The following is a 19,821-nucleotide window of genomic DNA, read 5'->3' as shown; positions in this document are numbered from 1 at the left end:
GAGCTTGTTGTTTCATTTTTAGAAGGAGAACAGGTCAAAATGACACTTAAAAAAAGAATCTTTTTATTGTTCTTTCTCAGTGCGTTTATCCCCTTTATCAGCATATTTGCAATTTCTTACTATACCATTGACTCCATTTTCGCAAATAAGATCGATGATGGCATCCGTAGCAATTTACAGCAGGTGACATCCTCATTGGAGAATTCAATCACCAATCTGAATCACGTTACGCAGCAATTGTCTTACAGTGGCACTGTAGGCAAAAGGATGGATGAATTTTTGAATCCGTCCTCCGATATCTTCGAATTGATCGAGGCCAGGGACGAATTAAAGAGCGAGTTAAGCGTTGTCACGTTTACCAATCCAAATATCGGTTTGACCTTATATTACTTCCAGAAAGAAGGCACTACGCAGTTCGGTAACTTTCCGATCAAGGATCATTTTTCTCCTGAGTCTTTGCCTTTGCTCTTCCAAACCTATGGAATTAAGTACTATGGTCCCCATATCAGCATGAATCGATTCGATGACAAACTCGTTCTGTCTGCTATGCGAAGAGTACAACTTCCCAAAAGGGACGATGCGCACATTTACGTAGAATCCGGCTTTCGTCTTACAGAGGATATCTTGGGTTACAATCAATACAACGGCGCTTTATCTCATTTGATCCTGGATGGAGAAGGCAACATTGTGTACAGTGAAATACCGGAAGCCATGAAGGTCGGGGAGAATTTCTCCAGCTTAACAGTCGACTCTGTGAAGGACGGAATATCCCGCGGGTACCACTGGTTTAAAGAGGATTCCTCACAGAAATGGAGTGTCGTATCGGTCATTTCACAGGCTCAATATCAACAGGAGAAAAACCAGTGGCTGCTTCAAATATTGCTGGTCGCTTTATTTTTCCTTGGCTTTACCGTATTTCTTGCTTGGCTTCTGTGGAAGATGGTCTACAAACCACTCGGACTCTTCCATTCCGAAATCAATGGGATGTCCAAGAATCCACAATCGACAGGGAGCCGAGCTCGAACTCAGATTCCCGAATTTGATTTTCTGCTGGGTGAATTTTCCAATATGCAGCATCAAATCGGTGACCTCTTCAAGGAAGTGCAGCAGAAAGAGAAGATTCGTGCAGACCTGGAAGTGGAAAAACTGCTCTATCAGATCAACCCGCACTTTCTGATGAATACGCTGGATACGGTGCACTGGCTGGCCGTCATGAACGGACAAGGGGAGATCGACAAGCTGGTGCAGTCCTTGAACAAGCTGTTGTATTACAATTTGGGCAAATTAGGGCAAGTATCCACGATGGAAGAGGAAATTGATGCGTTAAGGCAGTATCTGATTTTGCAGCAAATTCGATATGACTTTGAATTTGACGTCCGCATTACTGCAGATGAACAAGTGCTTCAAATTCCTGTGCCTCGCTTTATTTTGCAACCGCTGGTTGAAAATTCGCTATATCATGGATTGAGTGACGAAGGTTTTATTCAAATTGAAGTTACACGCACTGAAACGTTGAACATTATGATTCAAGATAATGGTGCAGGCATGACCGAGGAAGCCATTCATAAACTGCTGAACAATCGTGTAGCTGAACAACAAAAAGTAGGGATGGGTATAGGACTCAATTACGTTCACCGTATGTTGAAGGCACAGTACGGGGATCAAGCACAACTGGTGATCGAGAGTGAAGTGGGAACGGGGACAAGCATACTGCTCATATTGCCTATTAAAGGAGAAGATATCTCGGCATGATTAAGGTATTGATTGTGGATGACGATAAGCTCGTACGCAAAGGCATTAGCTCTGCGATGCCATGGAACGAGTTCAACATGGAAGTTGTAGGAGAAGCAAGTAACGGGGCGAAAGCACTGGATTTTCTGAAATCCCAACCGGTCGATCTAATGTTGACGGATCTTGCCATGCCGGTAATGTCAGGGATTGAACTGATGCATGCTGCGAGGCAGCTCTATCCGGAACTTCATATCGTTGTGTTAACACTGCACCAGGATTTCGATTATATCCAGGAAGCGCTCAGGCTGGGAGCCATCGACTATATAGCCAAAGTCCAGCTGGAGAAAGAGCAATTCGAACATGTTCTGCATCGGATACATACCCGAATTAACGGGTTGACGAACACGAAAATAAAGATGCCTTCACAGAATGCAATTAATGTCCATTATCGAAATGTGTATGCACTTGTTTCACTGGATCGCAAATCAGAACATACGTGGACAATGGAGCTAACTGCGCATGAAGATGAGATAAGGTGGGAGGTTGAGCGGAATAGCTGGATGTGGGCAGTACCCCAGTACGAAGAGGATCAACTTTTTCATCAATTAAAGGAATCCCTGAATCAAGTCCCCCAAAGTACGTTGTTGGTTTTGTCTGATGTACAAGAGCGAACGTGGTCGCAAATCAAAAACTGGATTCTGAATTATACAGAGACGTCTTTATTCTATGCGTACAACCCCAGTGACCAAGTCATTCCCGTTTCGATGAAAGAGGGAGACATATTTTCAAAAGAACCGCAGGATGAGGACATTGACCGGATTAAGCAAAGTTGGTTCCAAACACTATGGACCCATCATGACAGTTACTACAACCAACTTATTGACCAGTTTAAATCATTACGATTACATAAAGGTCAGTTGATGGGATTGCTGTACTCGATCGTTATGGAGTGGAACCACCTTTTTGCCCAAACTACGCTTGGAAGAATCTCCATGATCCATTCTTTCGAGTCCTGGTTCGAGGTCGAAGAGTGGATCAAGCAGACTGCTGCAGGCATTCGAAAGACCGATGAACAGACTTCATATTCACCGGAAATCATCGATGCCGTGAAAAAAGCGGTGATGATCGTGCAACATGATTTGGAGCAGGCATACACAGCTTCAGGTCTCTCCCAACAACTCAACATCAGCCGAAGCTATTTCAGTCAATGTTTCAAAGATCTGATGGGGAAAACCTTTAATGAGTACTCCCGGTTCATCCGGGTAGAGAAGTCCAAAGAGTATTTGCTCAATACGAACAACACGATTTTCTGGATTGCGGAGCGAGTGGGTTATACGGATGAAAAATATTTCAGCCGGATTTTCCGTGAGCTGACAGGTCTTCTGCCAAGCGAGTATCGGCAGCTAGGCAGAGGAAATAAATAGCGGACACCTTCCCTATGACCGAACATCCATTTAATGAGAAAAGTGACCGTATTCCATGATCGTTGTAGGCTGTCATGTAAATGATACGAAAGACATTTTATCGATTTTTGATAAATGAAGGCCGACAGTTTCCTGTTTTAGGAGCTGCCGGTCTTTGTTTTTGATCAAGAATAAGGATAGATAGACGACTGTAGGTCAGTAAGTAGGGTATATGCTCACAAGCTAACCAATGTATTATAATACCGATTGAAAACTGTAACCATTTCTCTATCCAAACGGACGTGCAATCCCTATCTCGATTGGTCTTCACTCCATTTTATAATGAAAGCGTAAACAAAATTGATAATCAGAATAAAGGGGAATCGAACTAGATGAAAACAAAATGGTCCATGAAAAGCAAAAGTTTGACGAAGTGTCTGGCCGTGCTGTCCATGTCTGCCTTGATGGTTGCAACCCTCGCGGCATGTGGAGACTCTTCCAATCCTCCTACAGCAGAGGAAGCAGGCAAATATGAGGTAACGCCGGGAGATCCGTTCAGTGCCTATAAAGACGAAATCACCGTAACTATGGGACGGGTGACCACAGCCAACCCGAAACTGCCGGCTGGAGATACCTATGAGAACAACGCGTATACTCGGCTGGTCAAAGACACGTTTAACGCTCAGATTACAGATCAATTTGAAGCCAATGGTGAAGATTATAGCCGGCAAGTTTCGCTCGCCATCGCCTCCGGGGAATTGCCTGACATGATGCGCGTCGATTCCAAAGATGAACTTAAAGAACTGGTGGATAATGATCTGATTGAGGATCTGACAGCCATTTATGATCAATATGCTACGGATAACATCAAGCAGATGTACGATTCCTATGATGGCCGTGCATTAGACAATGCGACGATCGATGGACGTTTGATGGGCCTTCCGGCGACTTCCCTGGATTCCGCACCAACGATGGTTTGGGTCCGTCAAGATTGGCTGGATCTGCTGGGAATTCAACTTGATGTAGACGGAGACGGGACCATCTCGCTGGATGAAGTGGAGAAGACAGCGCTGGAATTCCTGAAAAGAGATCCTGGCCAATCCGGGAACCCGGTAGGTATTCCATTTGTGAACACGCTGAATACAACAGATTATAATGGCTCTGCTTATACCATGCTGGGTGTTGCCTCAACCGAGGGAGCGTTCCCGCAATATTGGATGAATGGTGAAGAGGGCAAAATCGTGTATGGTTCCACGACAGAAGAAACCAAGCAAATGCTGGGCATCATGGCGGATTGGTTCAAGGATGGCATCATTGACCTGCAATTTGGGACCCGCACGTTTGATGACATTACTGCACTCTACACCAATGGCCAAAGCGGTATCGCTTTTGGACCGTGGCATATCCCTGACTGGGGACTGATCAGCGTGAAGCAGATGGATAAAAATGCAAAATTTTCGGCGTATACGTTGGAGGATGCAGACGGCAATGTCAACGTGGCACATGCCAATCCATCCAATCAGTTTATCGTGGTGAGAAAAGGATATGAACACCCTGAGCTGGCCGTTAAGATTGTAAACCTGTTCTACGATAAACTGGCTAATGATAAAGATGCTGCAGCAACCATGCCGGAAGCTGCCAAGTATCAAGAGACCGGGGTAGACGGTTCTACGAGACCTTTTAATATCGAAGTCAACTCTGCTACATCGCTGCTGGATGATTACTCTGACGTCGTTCGTGGGATTAAAGGAGAGATTGGCCTGGGTGAGGTTCGTACAACCGAATCGAAGAACAATATCGGAAGCATCAAAACCTATTTAAGCGACATGGATACGGATGACGCGACTGCTTGGTCGAAATATCATTCGCGGATCAACGGAGTTGGACTGATCGACAAACTGACAAAGGAAAACAAATTCGTCTGGATGACACCTACTTTCTCTGGAACTACATCAAGCATGAAACAGACGTGGGCCAATCTGACGAAGTTGGAGCAGGAATCGTTTATCAAAATAGTGACCGGTTCAGAACCGCTCGATTACTTCGATACATTCGTCAGCAATTGGAAGAAACAAGGTGGTGATCAAATCATTCAGGAAATTGAAGACGAGGTCGCATCAAAACAATAAACACCATGAACAGTGGCAGGGCTGCGATACGCAGCCTTTCTTCAAGAAAGGGGTTCATCATGAAACAGGGGAATTTGAAAGCAAGGGGCCGGCTTGGCGCAGGTGCCATGTACCATATGATGATGCTGCCAGGCATTTTGTTTTTGCTTGTATTCAGCTATGTTCCAATGGTCGGCATCATTACGGCTTTTCAGGACTATATACCCGCCAAGGGCATGTTCGGCTCCGAATTTGTAGGGCTGAAGCATTTTATTTATATGTTTAAGCTGCCGGATATCGCGCAGGTCGTCAGCAATACGTTGGTGATTGCTATTGGCAAGATTCTGCTCGGAACGATGATGGCCATCATTTTTTCCGTTTTGTTAAATGAAATTCGTATTAAATACGTAAAAAAATCCGTGCAGACGATTGTTTATCTGCCACACTTTCTGTCTTGGGTTGTACTGGCATCCGTCGTTGTCAACATGTTCAGTTTGGACGGAATTGTGAATCAAATGTTGGCGTTCTTTGGCTTGGAAAATATTAATTTCCTTGGCAGCAACACCTGGTTCCAGCCACTGATTATCGGAACAGACGTGTGGAAGGAGTTTGGTTACAGTTCCATCGTCTATTTGGCTGCTATTACGTCGATTGATCCCGGTCTGTATGAAGCGGCAGGAATGGATGGAGCCAGTTGGTGGAGAAAAATATGGCATATTACGTTGCCGGGCATGCTCCCTATTATTCTGCTCATGGGTGTAATGAGCCTGACCAATATTTTGAGCGCCGGTTTCGATCAAATCTATAATCTGTATAACCCGGTTGTCTATGAGTCGGGCGATATTCTGGATACCTATGTCTACCGGATCGGTCTCGTTGGGCGACAGTATAGCTTCGGTACGGCTGTTGGCTTGTTCAAGTCCGTGATCGGCATTGTTTTACTCTTGTCTGCCAACCAGTTGGCCAAAAAATATACGGACCGAAAAATATTCTAAGGAGGCAAAACCTGTGTCCTATTCTGCAAACTTAAAAGATCGAATTGGCCGGTTTGTCATCTATGCCATTGTCATCATGCTGGCATTGGCCTGCCTTCTTCCGTTATGGAATATCGTTGCCATTTCATTCAGTAGCAGCGAGGCGGTATCAGCGAATGCTGTAGGTCTCGTTCCGGTCAATTTTACAACTGCAGCGTATACCAAAATTATTGATGATCCACAGTTCTGGCGTTCCTTTGGCATATCTGTTCTACGTGTCGCGCTTACCCTTGTGCTTAACATGACTCTGATTATTTTGATGGCTTATCCGTTATCCAAATCGAAAAGGGATTTTAAAGGCAGAAACATTTATATGAATATTATGATTTTTGCCATGTTGTTCAGTGGAGGCATGATTCCGAGTTACCTGCTGATCAAAAACCTGGATATGTTGAATACGATTTGGGCACTTGTTCTGCCAGGCGCTGTCCCGATATTCAGTGTCATCCTCGTGATGAACTTCTTCTCCGCTGTACCTAAAGCGCTTGAAGAAGCAGCGTTCATCGATGGGGCGAATCCGCTCCAGGTCTTGTTCAAAGTGTATGTTCCTGTGTCCATTCCTGCGCTGGCAACAGTCGCTCTATTCAGTATCGTGGGTACATGGAATGACTTCTTCAGCGGTTTGATCTATATGACCAAAGTCAGCAATTATCCGCTAATGACCTATATTCAGTCCCTTAACGTGAATATTGCCGATTTGCTTCAAGCCGGCACGAATTCCAGTGAGCTCAGCAACCTAACTGAAATTTCGAAAAAGAACCTGAATGCGGCCAAAATCGTAGTCGCTGTCATCCCGCTATTGCTGATTTATCCGCTGCTGCAAAAATACTTTGTGACTGGCATTGTCGTAGGATCCGTCAAAGAATAACTAGATGCTGTGAGTTGATGAAAATAAACCACGTTTCGTGTGAAAGAGAGGTTGAATGGAACATGAAAAATAAAAAATGGTGGAAAGAAACCGTTGTATATCAAATATATCCACGGAGCTTTCAAGATAGTAACGGAGATGGAATCGGCGACTTGGAGGGCATTGTGTCCCGATTGGATTATTTGCAGGAACTCGGCATCGGTGCGATTTGGTTATCACCCGTTTGCAAGTCCCCTCAAGATGATTATGGGTATGATATTTCAGATTATCAGGATATCGATCCGATGTTTGGGTCTTTGGAAGATATGGAAACGTTAATTCATGAAGCCGGGAAACGAGACATTCGGATCATTATGGATTTGGTGTTGAACCATACATCGGATGAACACCCTTGGTTTCAAGAAGCCAAAAAAAGCAAAGACAATCCGTACCATGACTACTACGTCTGGAGAGATGGCGTTGAAGGAACGCCTCCGAACGACTTGGGGTCCACTTTCGGTGGCTCAGCCTGGGAATGGGTGCCTGAGATCGGGCAATATTATTTACATCTATTTTCTGTGAAACAGCCGGATCTTAACTGGGAAAACCCCAAAGTCCGGCAGGAGATATACAACATGATCTATTGGTGGATCGACAAGGGTGTTGGTGGTTTTCGACTTGATGTGATCGACTTAATCGGTAAAGAACCGGATTTGAAGATTACGGGAAACGGGCCTAATCTGCATAAATATATCAGGGAACTGAGCAAAGCGACGTTTCAAAAAGCGGAAGACCTGCTAACCGTTGGAGAAACATGGGGCGCCACTCCGGAAATCGCCAAACTGTACAGCAACCCGGACGGCAGTGAGTTTTCAATGGTATTTCAATTTGAACACATCGGTTTGGATGAACAAGAAGGCAAAGGAAAGTGGGATCTAAAGCCTTTAGATGTTATGTCATTAAAAAAAGTGCTGTCCAAATGGCAGACGGAGCTCAAGGGTGACGCCTGGAACAGTTTGTTCTGGAATAACCACGACTTGCCTCGAATCGTTTCACGTTGGGGAAATGATGGAGAATTCAGGATCGAATCAGCTAAAATGTTGGCCACCCTTCTTCATGGCATGCAAGGTACGCCTTACATTTATCAGGGTGAAGAATTGGGCATGACGAATGTTCAATATGCTATTGAAGATTATCGGGATATAGAATTGCTCAATTTTTATAAGGAAAGAATGGGGAAAGGTTATCCTGAACGCAACGTTATGGAGTCGATCTACGCCAAAGGACGCGATAACGCACGAACACCTATGCAATGGGATACTTCCGATAACGCTGGTTTTACACGAGGGGAACCATGGATTAAGGTGAATCCGAATTATAAGCACATCCATGCCGAACAAAGTTTGAATAACCCCGAATCCATATTCCATTATTACCGGAAGTTAATTCAATTAAGGAAAGATCATGAAGTAATCGTATATGGTGAATATGAGCTGATCTTTCCAGAGAATCAAGACGTGTTTGCATATACCCGAACATTGAATGGTACCAAAATTTTTGTCGTATGCAATTTCAAAGGATATACGACCGAACTCCCGCTTCAGGGACAATTGGCACAGACGAATCAGCTGTTGATATGCAATTATACAGGTGATATGACGGAAAGCGAATTGCGTCCATACGAAGCAAGAATGTACCTTAGCCATGATTAGGGCATAATACGTTAAATAAAGTTTAGTCCTTAAGAAAGTAGGATTCTGAGATTAGTACATCTGGAGAGATGGGAAGAACGGAGACGAACCGAATAACTGGGAGAGCGTCTTTGGCGGTTCTGCTTGGGAATATGATGAAGTTTCCGGACAGTGCTATCTCCATCTGTTCTCCAAAAAACAACCGATGCTCTTGGCGATGCTCAAGGCTAACCTCCGGCAAGCTCAATATGTTAGGTGAAAAGGTCAATTCCGGAATCTAGCACCACAAATCGAAGCTTTTATTTATATCCTTAATAAGCCTTGATTGTTTATAATATGACAAACAAAACAGAGATATAGAAGCAACAGCCATGAGCATAAGAAAGGAGGAACGTTAATCATGGTGCTGCATAAAAAACAAAATAATCATCTCAGGCTGAAGCGGATTTATGAGGAAGCTGAGCCAGAGGATGGGTACCGGATACTGGTAGACAGGCTGTGGCCCCGTGGCATTTCCAAACAAGAAGCTGCAATTGACGAATGGATGAAGGAGATTGCCCCCAGCCCAGAGCTGCGGAAATGGTTCGGCCATGAGCCAGGGCGGTTTGCGGGATTCGCAAGCAGCTATATCAAGGAGCTGGAGGAAGACCCGGAGCGTGGCAGACTTGCCGCGAAGCTTGATGAACTGGTGCTGGAACAAGAGGTTACTTTGGTCTATGGAGCAAAAGATCCCGTTCACAATCATGCGAACGTCCTGCTTGAATGGCTTATTTCCCGATAAAAAAGTACAGGCCGCTCCTGGATCGACTAAGATCCGGGAAGCGGCCTATGTGTATTCATTTCTATTGTCCATGAACAATGGAGCGGCCTACTGTAAATATCTGAAGCTCTTTTTCCGGCCGTCCCCGATATAGAGAACATTATCGAATTCCGAGGACTGTAAACCACCTTCATCGTTCAGGTAATCCTGTGCAACGTATCTGCCCTTGATCTGAGCCAGTATATTGGTAATGCCCTTGAACTGGTCTCGTTCGATTACATCTGTCAACGTGCATTCAATGGCGATTGGGCATTCCCGGATTATAGGAGCATTGACTGATTGCGATTTAACATGCGTTAAATTTAAGTTGTCAAATTTGCTCAGCTCATGGCCGGAATTCGCTCCGCAATAGCTGATTGCGTCCATCATAGAACGATCCGGCACATTAATTACAAAATCATGCACTTCTTTGATTTGATTGATGGCATATCCCTTACTGCTGAAGCCAAGGACCACCATATCCTTCAGCGTGTACGAGGAAGAGATTGTGGTCACGTTCGGAAGTCCGTTGACATCGTAGAAGCTCACTAGAATGACCGGAAATCCGTAATACATTTTCTCATAATTCACAGCTACTTTATCCATCATGCAATCCTCCTGAATTCTAACTTACCACTGAGTGGCAGTTCCATTACAGAAAGCATATCGCAGAGGGTAAAGAGCCTGAGTGATCTCACTCACATGCCTAGTTGTTGTCCAATTGCAGGGCGGGGCCGAAAAATTCATAATGAATTTGTTCTTCTTTCATTCCGAGGGCATGCAGTTCACGAATCATCGCTTCCATAAAAGGTACCGGACCGCAAACATAGGCATCACCTGTAATGTCCACATATGTCTTTAGGACTTCACCTGTAATTACGCCATCCGGACCACCGGAATAGAAGGTTTTGGTCTTAACATTGCTCATCGCAGATGCATGTTTCTCGACATCTTTACGGAAAGCGGCCAGTGCTTCATTCCGCGCAGAATGCAGGAATACAGTCGGCCGGTCCGGCGTTGTTGCCGCAACGGTTTCGAACATGCTTATCATCGGCGTGATGCCTACACCACCAGAGATAAAGGCCACAGGCGTTGTTTTGGTGGCATCCAGTAAAAACTCACCCGCCGGAGCGCTTACTTCGACGGTATCTCCTTCTGCAACCTGCTCATGAAGATAAAGCGAGACGACGCCATTCGGATCATTATCGGCTTCGCGTTTCACGGAAATGCGGAATTCATCCGCTTTTGGCGCTTGCGAAAGGCTGTATTGGCGGATCATGGTGTACTTCTCGCCAGGTATTAAGACACGCACAGAGATATACTGTCCTGGCTTATAATCCGGTACATTGGAACCGTCTGCCGGTTTGAGGTAGAACGAGGTAATGTTGGTGCTTTCTTGTACTTTGTGCGCAACAGTAAACGGTTTGAAGAAGTTCCAGCCATTTTCCTGTTCACGCGCTTCTTTATACATGCTGTCTTCAACGCCGATAAAAGCACCTGCGATGACGCCGTAGGCTTCTTCCCATGCTTTGAGAATTTCATCGGTGGCGGCATCACCCAGCACTTCCTTGATGGCTTTCAGTAAAAATTCGCCGACAATCGGGTAATGCTCCGGTTTAATGCCAAGACTGACATGCTTGTGTGCAATCTGGACAACCGCAGGCAGGATATTCTCAAGGTTGTCAATGTGGACGGCTGCTGCGTACACCGCATTGGCAAGTGCAGCCTGCTGGCGGCCTTGCGCCTGGTTGGCATGGTTAAATACATTAAGAAGTTCTGGATGGGCTTCGAACAAATTCCGGTAAAACACTGATGTAATGGTTGTACCATGTTCGGCTAATACGGGTGCTGTGGATTTGACAATATCCCGGGTTTCCTGTGATAAAATAACGATCAGCTCCTCTCAATTGTTACAAATTTAATATATACTCATTTTAAGTTAAAAGATATATTTAAAATACCACTTTAACAAAATGGACAATATATATGATATTATTTGTAATAAATATCACTTACTATACCTACAAATGGAGGGAAATATGAGACTTACTTTGTATACAGATTATTCTTTGCGAATCCTCCTCTATCTTGGATCAAAGCAGCGAAGTGAGCTTTCAACCATACAAGATATATCGAACGCTTATCATATCTCCAAAAATCATTTGATGAAGGTCTCACACGAATTAGGAAAGGCGGGATATATTGAAACTGTAAGAGGGCGGGGGGGAGGTATACGGCTTGCCCGGACACCTGAAGAGATAAACATTGGGGAGGTCGTACGCCGGATGGAAGACGACTTCTATCTTGTCGAGTGCTTCAATCCTTCAGGCGGCAGCTGTCCGATCTCCCCGGTTTGTGGACTTAAAGGAGCACTTGCCAGAGCACTTCAAGCCTATCTGCAGGTGCTAAATGAATATACGCTGCAGGATTTATTAATCAACAAAGATGACTTGCGTGCTATTCTTCAACAGCAGGAGAAGGTCACGCCTCCGCTAACAACAGCCGTTCCTCATCCCGGCTATGAATGGAGTTCACAACCAACAGGGCATGGAACTGATGAATCACCTCAGGAATGAGTCCGTCTTCAGCAAGCATTGCTTTCACATCTTTTACTATAATTCGCAGCAGTTCATGATCACGTGTCAGCTGCTTAACTGCGTCTTGCAAGTGAGGATTCTTATCGGCTACTTCCTGATAGAATCCGTCTTCTTCCGCATCGGCGTGACTAATGATTCGCGTCTCCCAGTACTCAATCAAATGATCGGCTGCTTGGCGCGCCACCTCGTATTCTTTTGCTTCCAGAAGCTCTTCCACTTCTTCAGTTTTAGCTATAGCACCGGACAGCCCGCCTTGATGAATGGCATGATGGGCGTGCAACTGGCGCAATGAAGGACCTGTCATGTGGCTCATCCTCTCGTTTTTTTTCAGTATAGCACACCAGAAAGCAGTGGAATTCCCGCTAAGGAATTCCCCGGATCACAAACAGGGAACTCCCTAATAGGAGCCAATATCCTTAATTATCTAGTACCGCACAGCTTTTCTCTCAACGAGGAAGGCTTTTTTTGCTTTTTATTCAGATCAAGGGAATTCCCGCGGCTCAATAGGCGATTCCCTAATGGGAAGTATCGCCAGGGGGATCCATAATGAGATTAATTGAATGAATGTATATTTTTACGCAACCCTGTCCTTCATTCTGCAAAGGAGTGTTCGTAATCGATGAAGAAAAAATATGGTCTCAACTTTTTCAAGCCAATTGAAAGCTATTCCGGGAACTGGTCCATTCTTGAGGAGAAAAACCGGGATTGGGAGAATATGTACCGTCAGCGCTGGTCTCATGATAAAGTAGTCCGCACCACTCACGGAGTCAATTGTACAGGTTCCTGCAGCTGGAAGGTATTTGTGAAGAACGGAATTATTACCTGGGAGAACCAGCAGATTGATTATCCTTCCTGCGGGCCGGATATGCCGGAATTTGAACCGCGCGGCTGTCCCCGTGGAGCTACATTTTCGTGGTACGAATACAGTCCTCTTCGCGTGAAGTATCCCTATGTTAGAGGGAAGCTGTGGCGTCTGTGGCAAACGGCACTGTCCGAGCATGACAATTACGTCGACGCGTGGGCCAGCATTGTAGAAGATCCAGCAAAGGCTGGCCTTTATAAGAAGGCCCGCGGCAAAGGCGGCCATATCCGAGTGGGATGGAACGATGTACTCCACCTGATTTCAGCACAACTGATTTATACCATTAGAAAATACGGTCCCGACCGGATTGCCGGCTTCACACCTATTCCGGCCATGTCGATGGTCAGCTACGCTTCGGGTGCACGCTTCATCTCGCTCCTGGGCGGTCAAATGCTGAGCTTCTATGACTGGTACGCCGATCTTCCTCCGGCATCTCCGCAAATTTGGGGCGAACAGACGGATGTGCCGGAATCCTCCGACTGGTACAACGCGGGCTATTTAATGATGTGGGGGTCCAATGTGCCGCTTACCCGGACACCGGATGCACATTTCATGACGGAAGTGCGATATAAGGGAACCAAGGTAGTATCGGTGGCACCGGATCTCGCGGAAAACGTCAAATTCGCCGACAACTGGCTGGCGCCGAATCCCGGTACGGATGCCGCGCTTGCCCAGGCCATGACGCATGTAATTCTGAATGAGTTCTACAATGAGCGCCAGGAACCGATGTTCCTGAATTATGCCAAGCAATACACAGACATGCCTTTTCTGATTTTGCTGGACACGCATGAAGATGCCTTGAAAGGCGGACGTTTTCTCCGGGCGAGCGACCTCGGTGAGACATCGCAGCATTCAGACTGGAAACCGGTCATCTTTGACGAGTCGGCCAGTGAGTTCATCGTTCCCAATGGGACCATGGGCCAGCGCTGGGAAGAAGGCAAGCAATGGAACCTGATCCTTGAACGTGAAGATGGAAGCAAAGTGGAGCCGGCACTAAGTATTGAAGGTCATGGAGAGCAGTGGGCAGAAATTGTATTCCCTTACTTTGACAATGCCGGTAACGGTACGTTCAGACGGATGATCCCGGTCAAAACAATCCAGCTGGCAGACGGTACAGAACGGGTTGTTGCCACTGTGTATGATTTGATGATGAGCCAATACGGCATCGCTCGTACAGCCAGCCCGCTGAACGCCAAGGACTACACGGATGAATCCTCACTTTATACGCCTGCCTGGCAGGAGAAAATTACGAGTGTGAAATCAAGTGTTGTCGTTCAAATCGCCCGTGAATTTGCCCAGAACGCGATTGATACGGGTGGACGCTCAATGATTATCATGGGGGCTGGGATTAATCACTGGTTCAACAGTGACACCATCTACCGTTCCATCTTGAATCTGGTGATGCTCACCGCTTCACAAGGTGTCAATGGCGGGGGCTGGGCGCATTATGTCGGTCAAGAGAAATGCCGCCCGATTGAAGGATGGTCAACTATTGCCTTTGCCAAAGACTGGCAGGGTGCGTCCCGACAGCAAAATGCTACATCGTTTTTCTACTTTGCAACTGAGCAATGGCGTTATGAGGAGAGCGGCACGGATTCGCTGAAATCGCCGACTGGCGGAGAGGTAGCCTATCAGCATCCGGCTGACTATAACGTGCTGGCTGCACGTCTCGGCTGGCTGCCGTCCTTTCCGCAGTTCAATAAGAACAGTCTTTTGTTTGCGGAAGAAGCTGCGCAGCAAGGCAAGAAGTCCAATGCCGAAATAATTAGCCACACTCTGGAAGAAATCAAATCGCGCAAAACCCGCTTTGCGGTGGAAGATCCAGGCGCTCCCGAGAACTTCCCGCGTTCACTGTTTATCTGGCGCTCGAACCTGATCTCAAGCTCTGCGAAAGGGCAGGAGTATTTCATGAAGCATTTGCTGGGAGCTTCCGACGGGCTGCTCGCCGAGCCGAATGAAGAGCAGAAGCCGGAGGAAATCATCTGGCGGGAAGATGTGGAAGGCAAGCTGGATCTGATGGTTGCCCTGGATTTCCGGATGACCACAACGCCGCTGTATGCGGACATTGTTTTGCCTGCGGCCACCTGGTATGAGAAAACAGATCTGTCATCAACAGACATGCATCCCTTTGTTCACCCGTTCAATCCGGCTGTGAACCCGCTCTGGGAATCGCGTTCGGACTGGGATATTTACCGCCAGCTTGCGGAGGTTTTCTCCGAAATGGCGAAATCACATCTGCCTGGCGTCTACAAAGACCTTGTCTCAACACCTCTCGGCCATGACTCGGTAAGCGAGATTTCACAGCCTATGGGTCTTGTCAAAGACTGGGCCAAAGGCGAGATTGAAGCGATCCCGGGTAAAACAATGCCAAACCTAAGCATTGTTGAACGGGACTATACCCAAATACATGATAAATACATCTCGCTCGGACCCAACCTCGCAACCGGCAAAGCAGGGGCACATGGCATCAGCTTCTCTGTTGCCGAAGAATACGAGGAATTAAAGCAGATAAGCGGGGTTCATTTCGACGATTCAATCAAAAACGGACTGCCAAAACTTCAAACTGCCCGCCAGGCGGCAGATACGATCCTTCATCTGTCATCGGCTACCAATGGCCGTGTATCCCAGAAGGCTTACGCGCAAGCGGAGAAAGATTCGGGCGTTGAGCTCAGAGATATCTCGGCTGACCGGGCAGCAGAGAAGATTACGTTCCAAAGTATTACCGCTCAGCCGAGGGAAGTCATTCCCACACCGGTATTCAGCGGCTCGAACAAGCAGGGCCGCCGGTATTCGCCGTTCACAACCAATATCGAACGTCTTGTTCCTTTCCGTACCTTGACCGGAAGACAGCATTTCTATATTGACCATGAGATCTTCCTGCAGTTTGGAGAATCGCTGCCAGTCTATAAGCCCACCTTGCCGCCGATGGTCTTTGGACCGCGTGACAAGGCAGTGAAAGGCGGACAGGATTCGCTTGTTCTACGGTATTTAACACCGCATGGCAAGTGGAACATCCACTCTACCTACCAGGATAACCAGCACATGCTGACCTTGTTCCGCGGGGGTCCAACCGTATGGATCAACAATGAGGATGCCGAAGCGCATCAGATTTCCGATAATGACTGGCTGGAAGTCTACAACCGCAACGGTGTCGTAACCGCACGCGCGGTCGTCAGCCACCGGATGCCGAGAGGCACCATGTTTATGTACCACGCCCAGGACAAGCATATTCAAGTACCAGGCTCTCAGATCACGGATACTCGCGGCGGAAGCCACAATGCTCCTACACGAATTCATTTGAAGCCTACTCAAATGGTGGGCGGATACGCACAGCTCAGCTACGGTTTCAACTACTATGGTCCAATCGGCAACCAGCGGGATGTCTACGTAGCCGTACGCAAAATGAAGGAGGTTAACTGGCTTGAAAATTAAAGCGCAAGTAGCAATGGTAATGAATCTGGATAAATGCATCGGCTGCCACACATGCAGTGTCACCTGCAAAACAACCTGGACTAACCGTAAAGGCGCGGAATATATGTGGTTCAACAACGTTGAAACGAAGCCGGGGATCGGTTATCCGAAACGTTGGGAAGACCAGGAGCTCTATAAAGGCGGCTGGAAGCTGCGTAAAGGAAAGCTGGAGCTGAAGTCAGGCAACAAACTGTCCAAGATCGCTCTCGGCAAAATCTTCTACAATCCAGACATGCCGGAAATGAAGGATTACTATGAGCCGTGGACTTACAATTACGAACATTTGACGAATGCAGGTGAACAAAAACATTCCCCGGTCGCACGGGCACATTCGGCGGTAACAGGTGAGAAGATGGATCTGGAATGGGGACCGAACTGGGAAGATGATCTCGCGGGAGCGCATGTAACCGGACCGCTGGATCCGAACATCCAGAAAATTGAGGAAGAGATCAAATTCAACTTCGAAAAATCCTTTATGATCTATCTGCCCCGCCTATGTGAACACTGCCTTAATCCGAGTTGTGTTGCGTCCTGTCCTTCCGGTGCGATGTACAAACGGGATGAAGACGGAATTGTACTCGTCGACCAGGAAGCCTGCCGCGGCTGGAGATACTGCATGACGGGCTGCCCGTATAAGAAGGTGTACTTCAACTGGCAGACCAACAAGGCGGAGAAATGTACCTTCTGCTTCCCGCGTGTGGAAGCAGGCTTGCCGACGGTCTGCTCCGAGACTTGTACCGGCCGGATTCGTTATTTGGGCGTTCTGCTGTATGACGCCGACAAAGTCCTTGATGCCGCTTCGACACCGGACGAGAAGGACCTGTACAAAGCACAATGCGATCTGTTTATGAATCCGCATGATTCGGAAGTGATCGCCCAGGCAAGAAAAGACGGCATTTCGGAAGACTGGCTGGAGGCAGCCCAGAACTCCCCGGTCTACAAGCTTGCTATCGAGCACAAGCTGGCATTCCCGCTTCATCCGGAATACCGGACGCTGCCAATGGTTTGGTATGTGCCGCCGCTTAGCCCGATCATGAATTATTTTGAAGGAAAAGATTCGCTTAAGAATCCGGATCAGATCTTCCCGGCTATCGAAGAAATGCGCACTCCGATCCAGTATTTGGCCAACATGCTGACTGCAGGTGACACGCAGACGGTCAAAGAAGCCTTGCAGCGGATGGCAATGATGCGCTCATATATGCGCGCCAAATCCACAGGTCAGGAATTCGACCTAAGCCGTCTGGAACGTGTAGGCATGACTGCGCATCAGACGGAACAGATGTACCGGCTGCTCGCCATCGCCAAATATGAAGACCGCTTTGTGATTCCGACTTCCCATAGAGAACAGCATATGAACCCTTATCGTGCCCAAGGTTCGACCGGCTATGGCAATAGCATGGGAGATATGGGCTCCGGCTCCGGCTGTGACGGCTGCGGCCCGGCCAGTGCTGCAGGAACCACGATGAAGAACGGCAAGGAAATGTATGAAGAGAACTTCTACGGAGGGATTTGGCGTGATTGATCTGATCAAATTGTACGATTTCAAGCAATCCTTCGGATATTTCGCCCTGCAGCTTATGTACCCGGAGAAGCTGGATTTTCATCCGGCTTTTCTGGAAGAGGCGTTCAGCAGCGGCCACCCGGGTTACACCCATGTGCATACCTACTGGTTACTGATGCAAAACTTCAGCCTGGAAGAGATTCAGGAGAGTTATGCGGCCACTTTTGATTTCCAGAAAGACTGCGCCCTGTACATGACCTATTTTAAATTTGAAGATGCCAAAGAACGCGGACAGATGCTGGCCAAACTGAAGCTATTATACGAAATGTTCGGGCTGCAAATGCCGGAAGGTGAGCTGCCCGATTATCTTCCGCTGATGTGTGAGTTTCTGTATGCTGCAGAATGGCTTGAAGATCCGTCAGCGCCTGAGAATTTTGGGATGCTGATTGCGATTCTTGAGGATGGCACCTATCATCTGCTCAAGGCGCTTGATAAGAATAAAAGTCCCTATTTCCACCTGGTGAAGGGATTGCGTGAAACATTTAAAGCTTGTGCCCGACAGGAGGCCCCCAGTCAATGAATATGTTTGCTCAGTTTCTATGGGTTATTTTCCCTTACATTTGTATGGTGGTCTTTATCGGCGGACATATCTTCCGCTACCGCAAGGATCAGTTTAACTGGACGGCGAAATCCAGCGAATTCATTGAAAAGAAACAGTTGAAATATGGGAGTATCTTATTCCATCTTGGGATTATTCCGGTCATTTTTGGCCATGTCGGGGGTCTCGCCATACCGAAGTCATGGATGGAGGCAATCGGTGTCAATGAACATCTTTACCACATAGGCGCGGTGTATATTGGCGGATTTTTCGGAGTAGCCACGTTGCTGGGGATGATCATTCTGACCTCCCGCCGCTTTACGATCAAGAATGTCCGCCGGCTCAGCAGTGCCTCCGATTTGATTGTCAATTCACTGCTGCTCTTTATCGTCTTTATGGGAATGTACTCCACAATCGTAACCAATGCCGTACAGCCCGAGTTTGATTACCGTGAGACGATTTCCGTCTGGTTCCGGGGCCTCTTCATGTTCAGACCGGACCCGTCACTTATGGAAAGTGTGCCGTTTTCCTTCAAGCTGCACATCCTGTCCGGCTTTGCCATCTTTGCCTTTTGGCCGTTCACCCGCTTAGTCCATGTATGGAGTGTTCCATTGAATTATGTAGGCAGAAGTTATATTCTATACAGAAGAAATAAATCGAATTAAAGGAAAGCAAGCGAAAACTTCTTTCCCTGTTCAATAGGAGAGAGAACGATGACAAATACGGTGAATTACCAAAAGGAGCTAGATCAGATCCGCAAGGCTTTAGGTTATGATTTCATGTCAATGGCCCTTGCTGAACCAGCAGAATATGACTATGTGATCCGATGGAAATACGCCTCCGGTAATACGAATGACCGTTTCAAACGGATTGTGCTGCAATCGGGAAGAGGAATTGCGGGAATCGTGTTCAAGACCGGAAAACCGTTTTCACTCTCTTCAGTACAGAAACATGTGCAGCCTGATACATTGTTTAACTATCCCATTACCAAGATGGAGAATTTGAACAGCATTGGCGCTGTACCCATATGGAACGATGCCCGCGTCGCAGGTGTACTGCTTGGAGGATTCAGGGGAGAAGAGCAGGTAACCGAAGAAATGCTGCACGCCTTGGAGACAGTTGCGCGTAAAGGTATTGGAGATTTGAACGGGAAGGAATTGTTGCTGAGTTGAGGGTACC

General features: G+C 47.0%; 15 protein-coding genes and 2 pseudogenes. 14 read left to right on the top strand and 3 right to left on the bottom strand.

Features of this window, described 5'->3' with window-relative positions:
* Positions 1-39: 39 nt before the first annotated feature.
* From NYE29_RS27640 to NYE29_RS27605, 8 genes and pseudogenes are all read left to right on the top strand, one after another.
* Entirely contained in the window at positions 40-1,752 is a 1,713-nt protein-coding gene (locus NYE29_RS27640) for a sensor histidine kinase (protein ID WP_076111945.1), read from the top strand.
* Positions 1,749-3,155, top strand: a complete 1,407-nt coding sequence (locus tag NYE29_RS27635; RefSeq protein WP_076111944.1) for a response regulator transcription factor — start codon at positions 1,749-1,751, stop codon at positions 3,153-3,155. The genes NYE29_RS27640 and NYE29_RS27635 overlap by 4 nt, the downstream gene beginning before the upstream one ends.
* A gap of 371 nt (positions 3,156-3,526) precedes the next feature.
* Positions 3,527-5,263 (top strand): sugar ABC transporter substrate-binding protein, encoded by a 1,737-nt coding sequence (locus NYE29_RS27630; protein WP_340898342.1) that lies wholly within the window; start codon positions 3,527-3,529, stop codon positions 5,261-5,263.
* Positions 5,264-5,322: 59 nt separating this feature from the next.
* A complete protein-coding gene (locus NYE29_RS27625) occupies positions 5,323-6,237 on the top strand; it encodes an ABC transporter permease (RefSeq protein WP_076111940.1) in 915 nt (304 codons plus the stop codon).
* Between the two features lie 13 nt (positions 6,238-6,250).
* Positions 6,251-7,144, top strand: coding sequence for a carbohydrate ABC transporter permease (locus NYE29_RS27620; RefSeq protein ID WP_038591843.1), 894 nt, complete (start codon positions 6,251-6,253; stop codon positions 7,142-7,144).
* A 62-nt stretch (positions 7,145-7,206) separates the two neighbouring features.
* Positions 7,207-8,835 (top strand): glycoside hydrolase family 13 protein, encoded by a 1,629-nt coding sequence (locus NYE29_RS27615; RefSeq protein ID WP_076111939.1) that lies wholly within the window; start codon positions 7,207-7,209, stop codon positions 8,833-8,835.
* Between the two features lie 55 nt (positions 8,836-8,890).
* Positions 8,891-9,025 (top strand): annotated as a pseudogene (locus NYE29_RS27610) (alpha-amylase family glycosyl hydrolase); the annotation flags it as partial.
* Positions 9,026-9,214: 189 nt separating this feature from the next.
* The gene (locus NYE29_RS27605; protein WP_076111937.1) at positions 9,215-9,595 is read left to right on the top strand and encodes a DUF488 domain-containing protein; all 381 of its coding nucleotides are present in this window, start codon (positions 9,215-9,217) and stop codon (positions 9,593-9,595) included.
* Between the two features lie 87 nt (positions 9,596-9,682).
* Here the strand turns inward: NYE29_RS27605 and NYE29_RS27600 are convergent, their stop codons facing one another.
* On the bottom strand, positions 9,683-10,219 hold the full coding sequence (locus NYE29_RS27600) for a flavin reductase family protein (protein ID WP_076111936.1): 537 nt from the start codon (positions 10,217-10,219) through the stop codon (positions 9,683-9,685).
* Positions 10,220-10,319: 100 nt separating this feature from the next.
* On the bottom strand, positions 10,320-11,501 hold the full coding sequence (gene hmpA / locus NYE29_RS27595; RefSeq protein WP_340899817.1) for an NO-inducible flavohemoprotein: 1,182 nt from the start codon (positions 11,499-11,501) through the stop codon (positions 10,320-10,322).
* A gap of 151 nt (positions 11,502-11,652) precedes the next feature.
* Here hmpA and NYE29_RS27590 point away from each other — a divergent pair.
* Positions 11,653-12,078 (top strand): annotated as a pseudogene (locus tag NYE29_RS27590) (RrF2 family transcriptional regulator); the annotation flags it as partial.
* Positions 12,079-12,094: 16 nt separating this feature from the next.
* Here NYE29_RS27590 and NYE29_RS27585 read toward each other — a convergent pair.
* Complete coding sequence (locus tag NYE29_RS27585) at positions 12,095-12,514, bottom strand: hypothetical protein (protein ID WP_076111933.1); 420 nt, start codon at positions 12,512-12,514, stop codon at positions 12,095-12,097.
* Between the two features lie 315 nt (positions 12,515-12,829).
* Between NYE29_RS27585 and NYE29_RS27580 the strand changes: the two genes are divergently transcribed.
* The 5 genes from NYE29_RS27580 to NYE29_RS27560 are packed head-to-tail and all read left to right on the top strand — an operon-like array spanning position 12,830 to position 19,814.
* A complete protein-coding gene (locus tag NYE29_RS27580; protein ID WP_340898341.1) occupies positions 12,830-16,504 on the top strand; it encodes a nitrate reductase subunit alpha in 3,675 nt (1,224 codons plus the stop codon).
* Positions 16,494-18,065 carry a nitrate reductase subunit beta gene (gene narH / locus NYE29_RS27575; RefSeq protein ID WP_340898340.1) on the top strand — a complete coding sequence of 524 codons (1,572 nt, stop codon included), beginning with the start codon at positions 16,494-16,496 and terminating at the stop codon, positions 18,063-18,065. Before NYE29_RS27580 ends, narH begins: the two co-directional genes overlap by 11 nt.
* Complete coding sequence (narJ, locus tag NYE29_RS27570; protein WP_340898339.1) at positions 18,058-18,624, top strand: nitrate reductase molybdenum cofactor assembly chaperone; 567 nt, start codon at positions 18,058-18,060, stop codon at positions 18,622-18,624. Before narH ends, narJ begins: the two co-directional genes overlap by 8 nt.
* Entirely contained in the window at positions 18,621-19,307 is a 687-nt protein-coding gene (narI, locus tag NYE29_RS27565; protein ID WP_038591863.1) for a respiratory nitrate reductase subunit gamma, read from the top strand. Before narJ ends, narI begins: the two co-directional genes overlap by 4 nt.
* A gap of 48 nt (positions 19,308-19,355) precedes the next feature.
* On the top strand, positions 19,356-19,814 hold the full coding sequence (locus NYE29_RS27560; protein ID WP_076111926.1) for a GAF domain-containing protein: 459 nt from the start codon (positions 19,356-19,358) through the stop codon (positions 19,812-19,814).
* Positions 19,815-19,821 lie beyond the last annotated feature (7 nt).

This window comes from Paenibacillus sp. FSL M7-1046 (genome assembly GCF_038007405.1).
Taxonomy (GTDB): domain Bacteria; phylum Bacillota; class Bacilli; order Paenibacillales; family Paenibacillaceae; genus Paenibacillus_AQ.
Note: the sequence above shows the minus strand (reverse complement) of the source record. Positions and strands in the feature narration are given on the sequence as shown.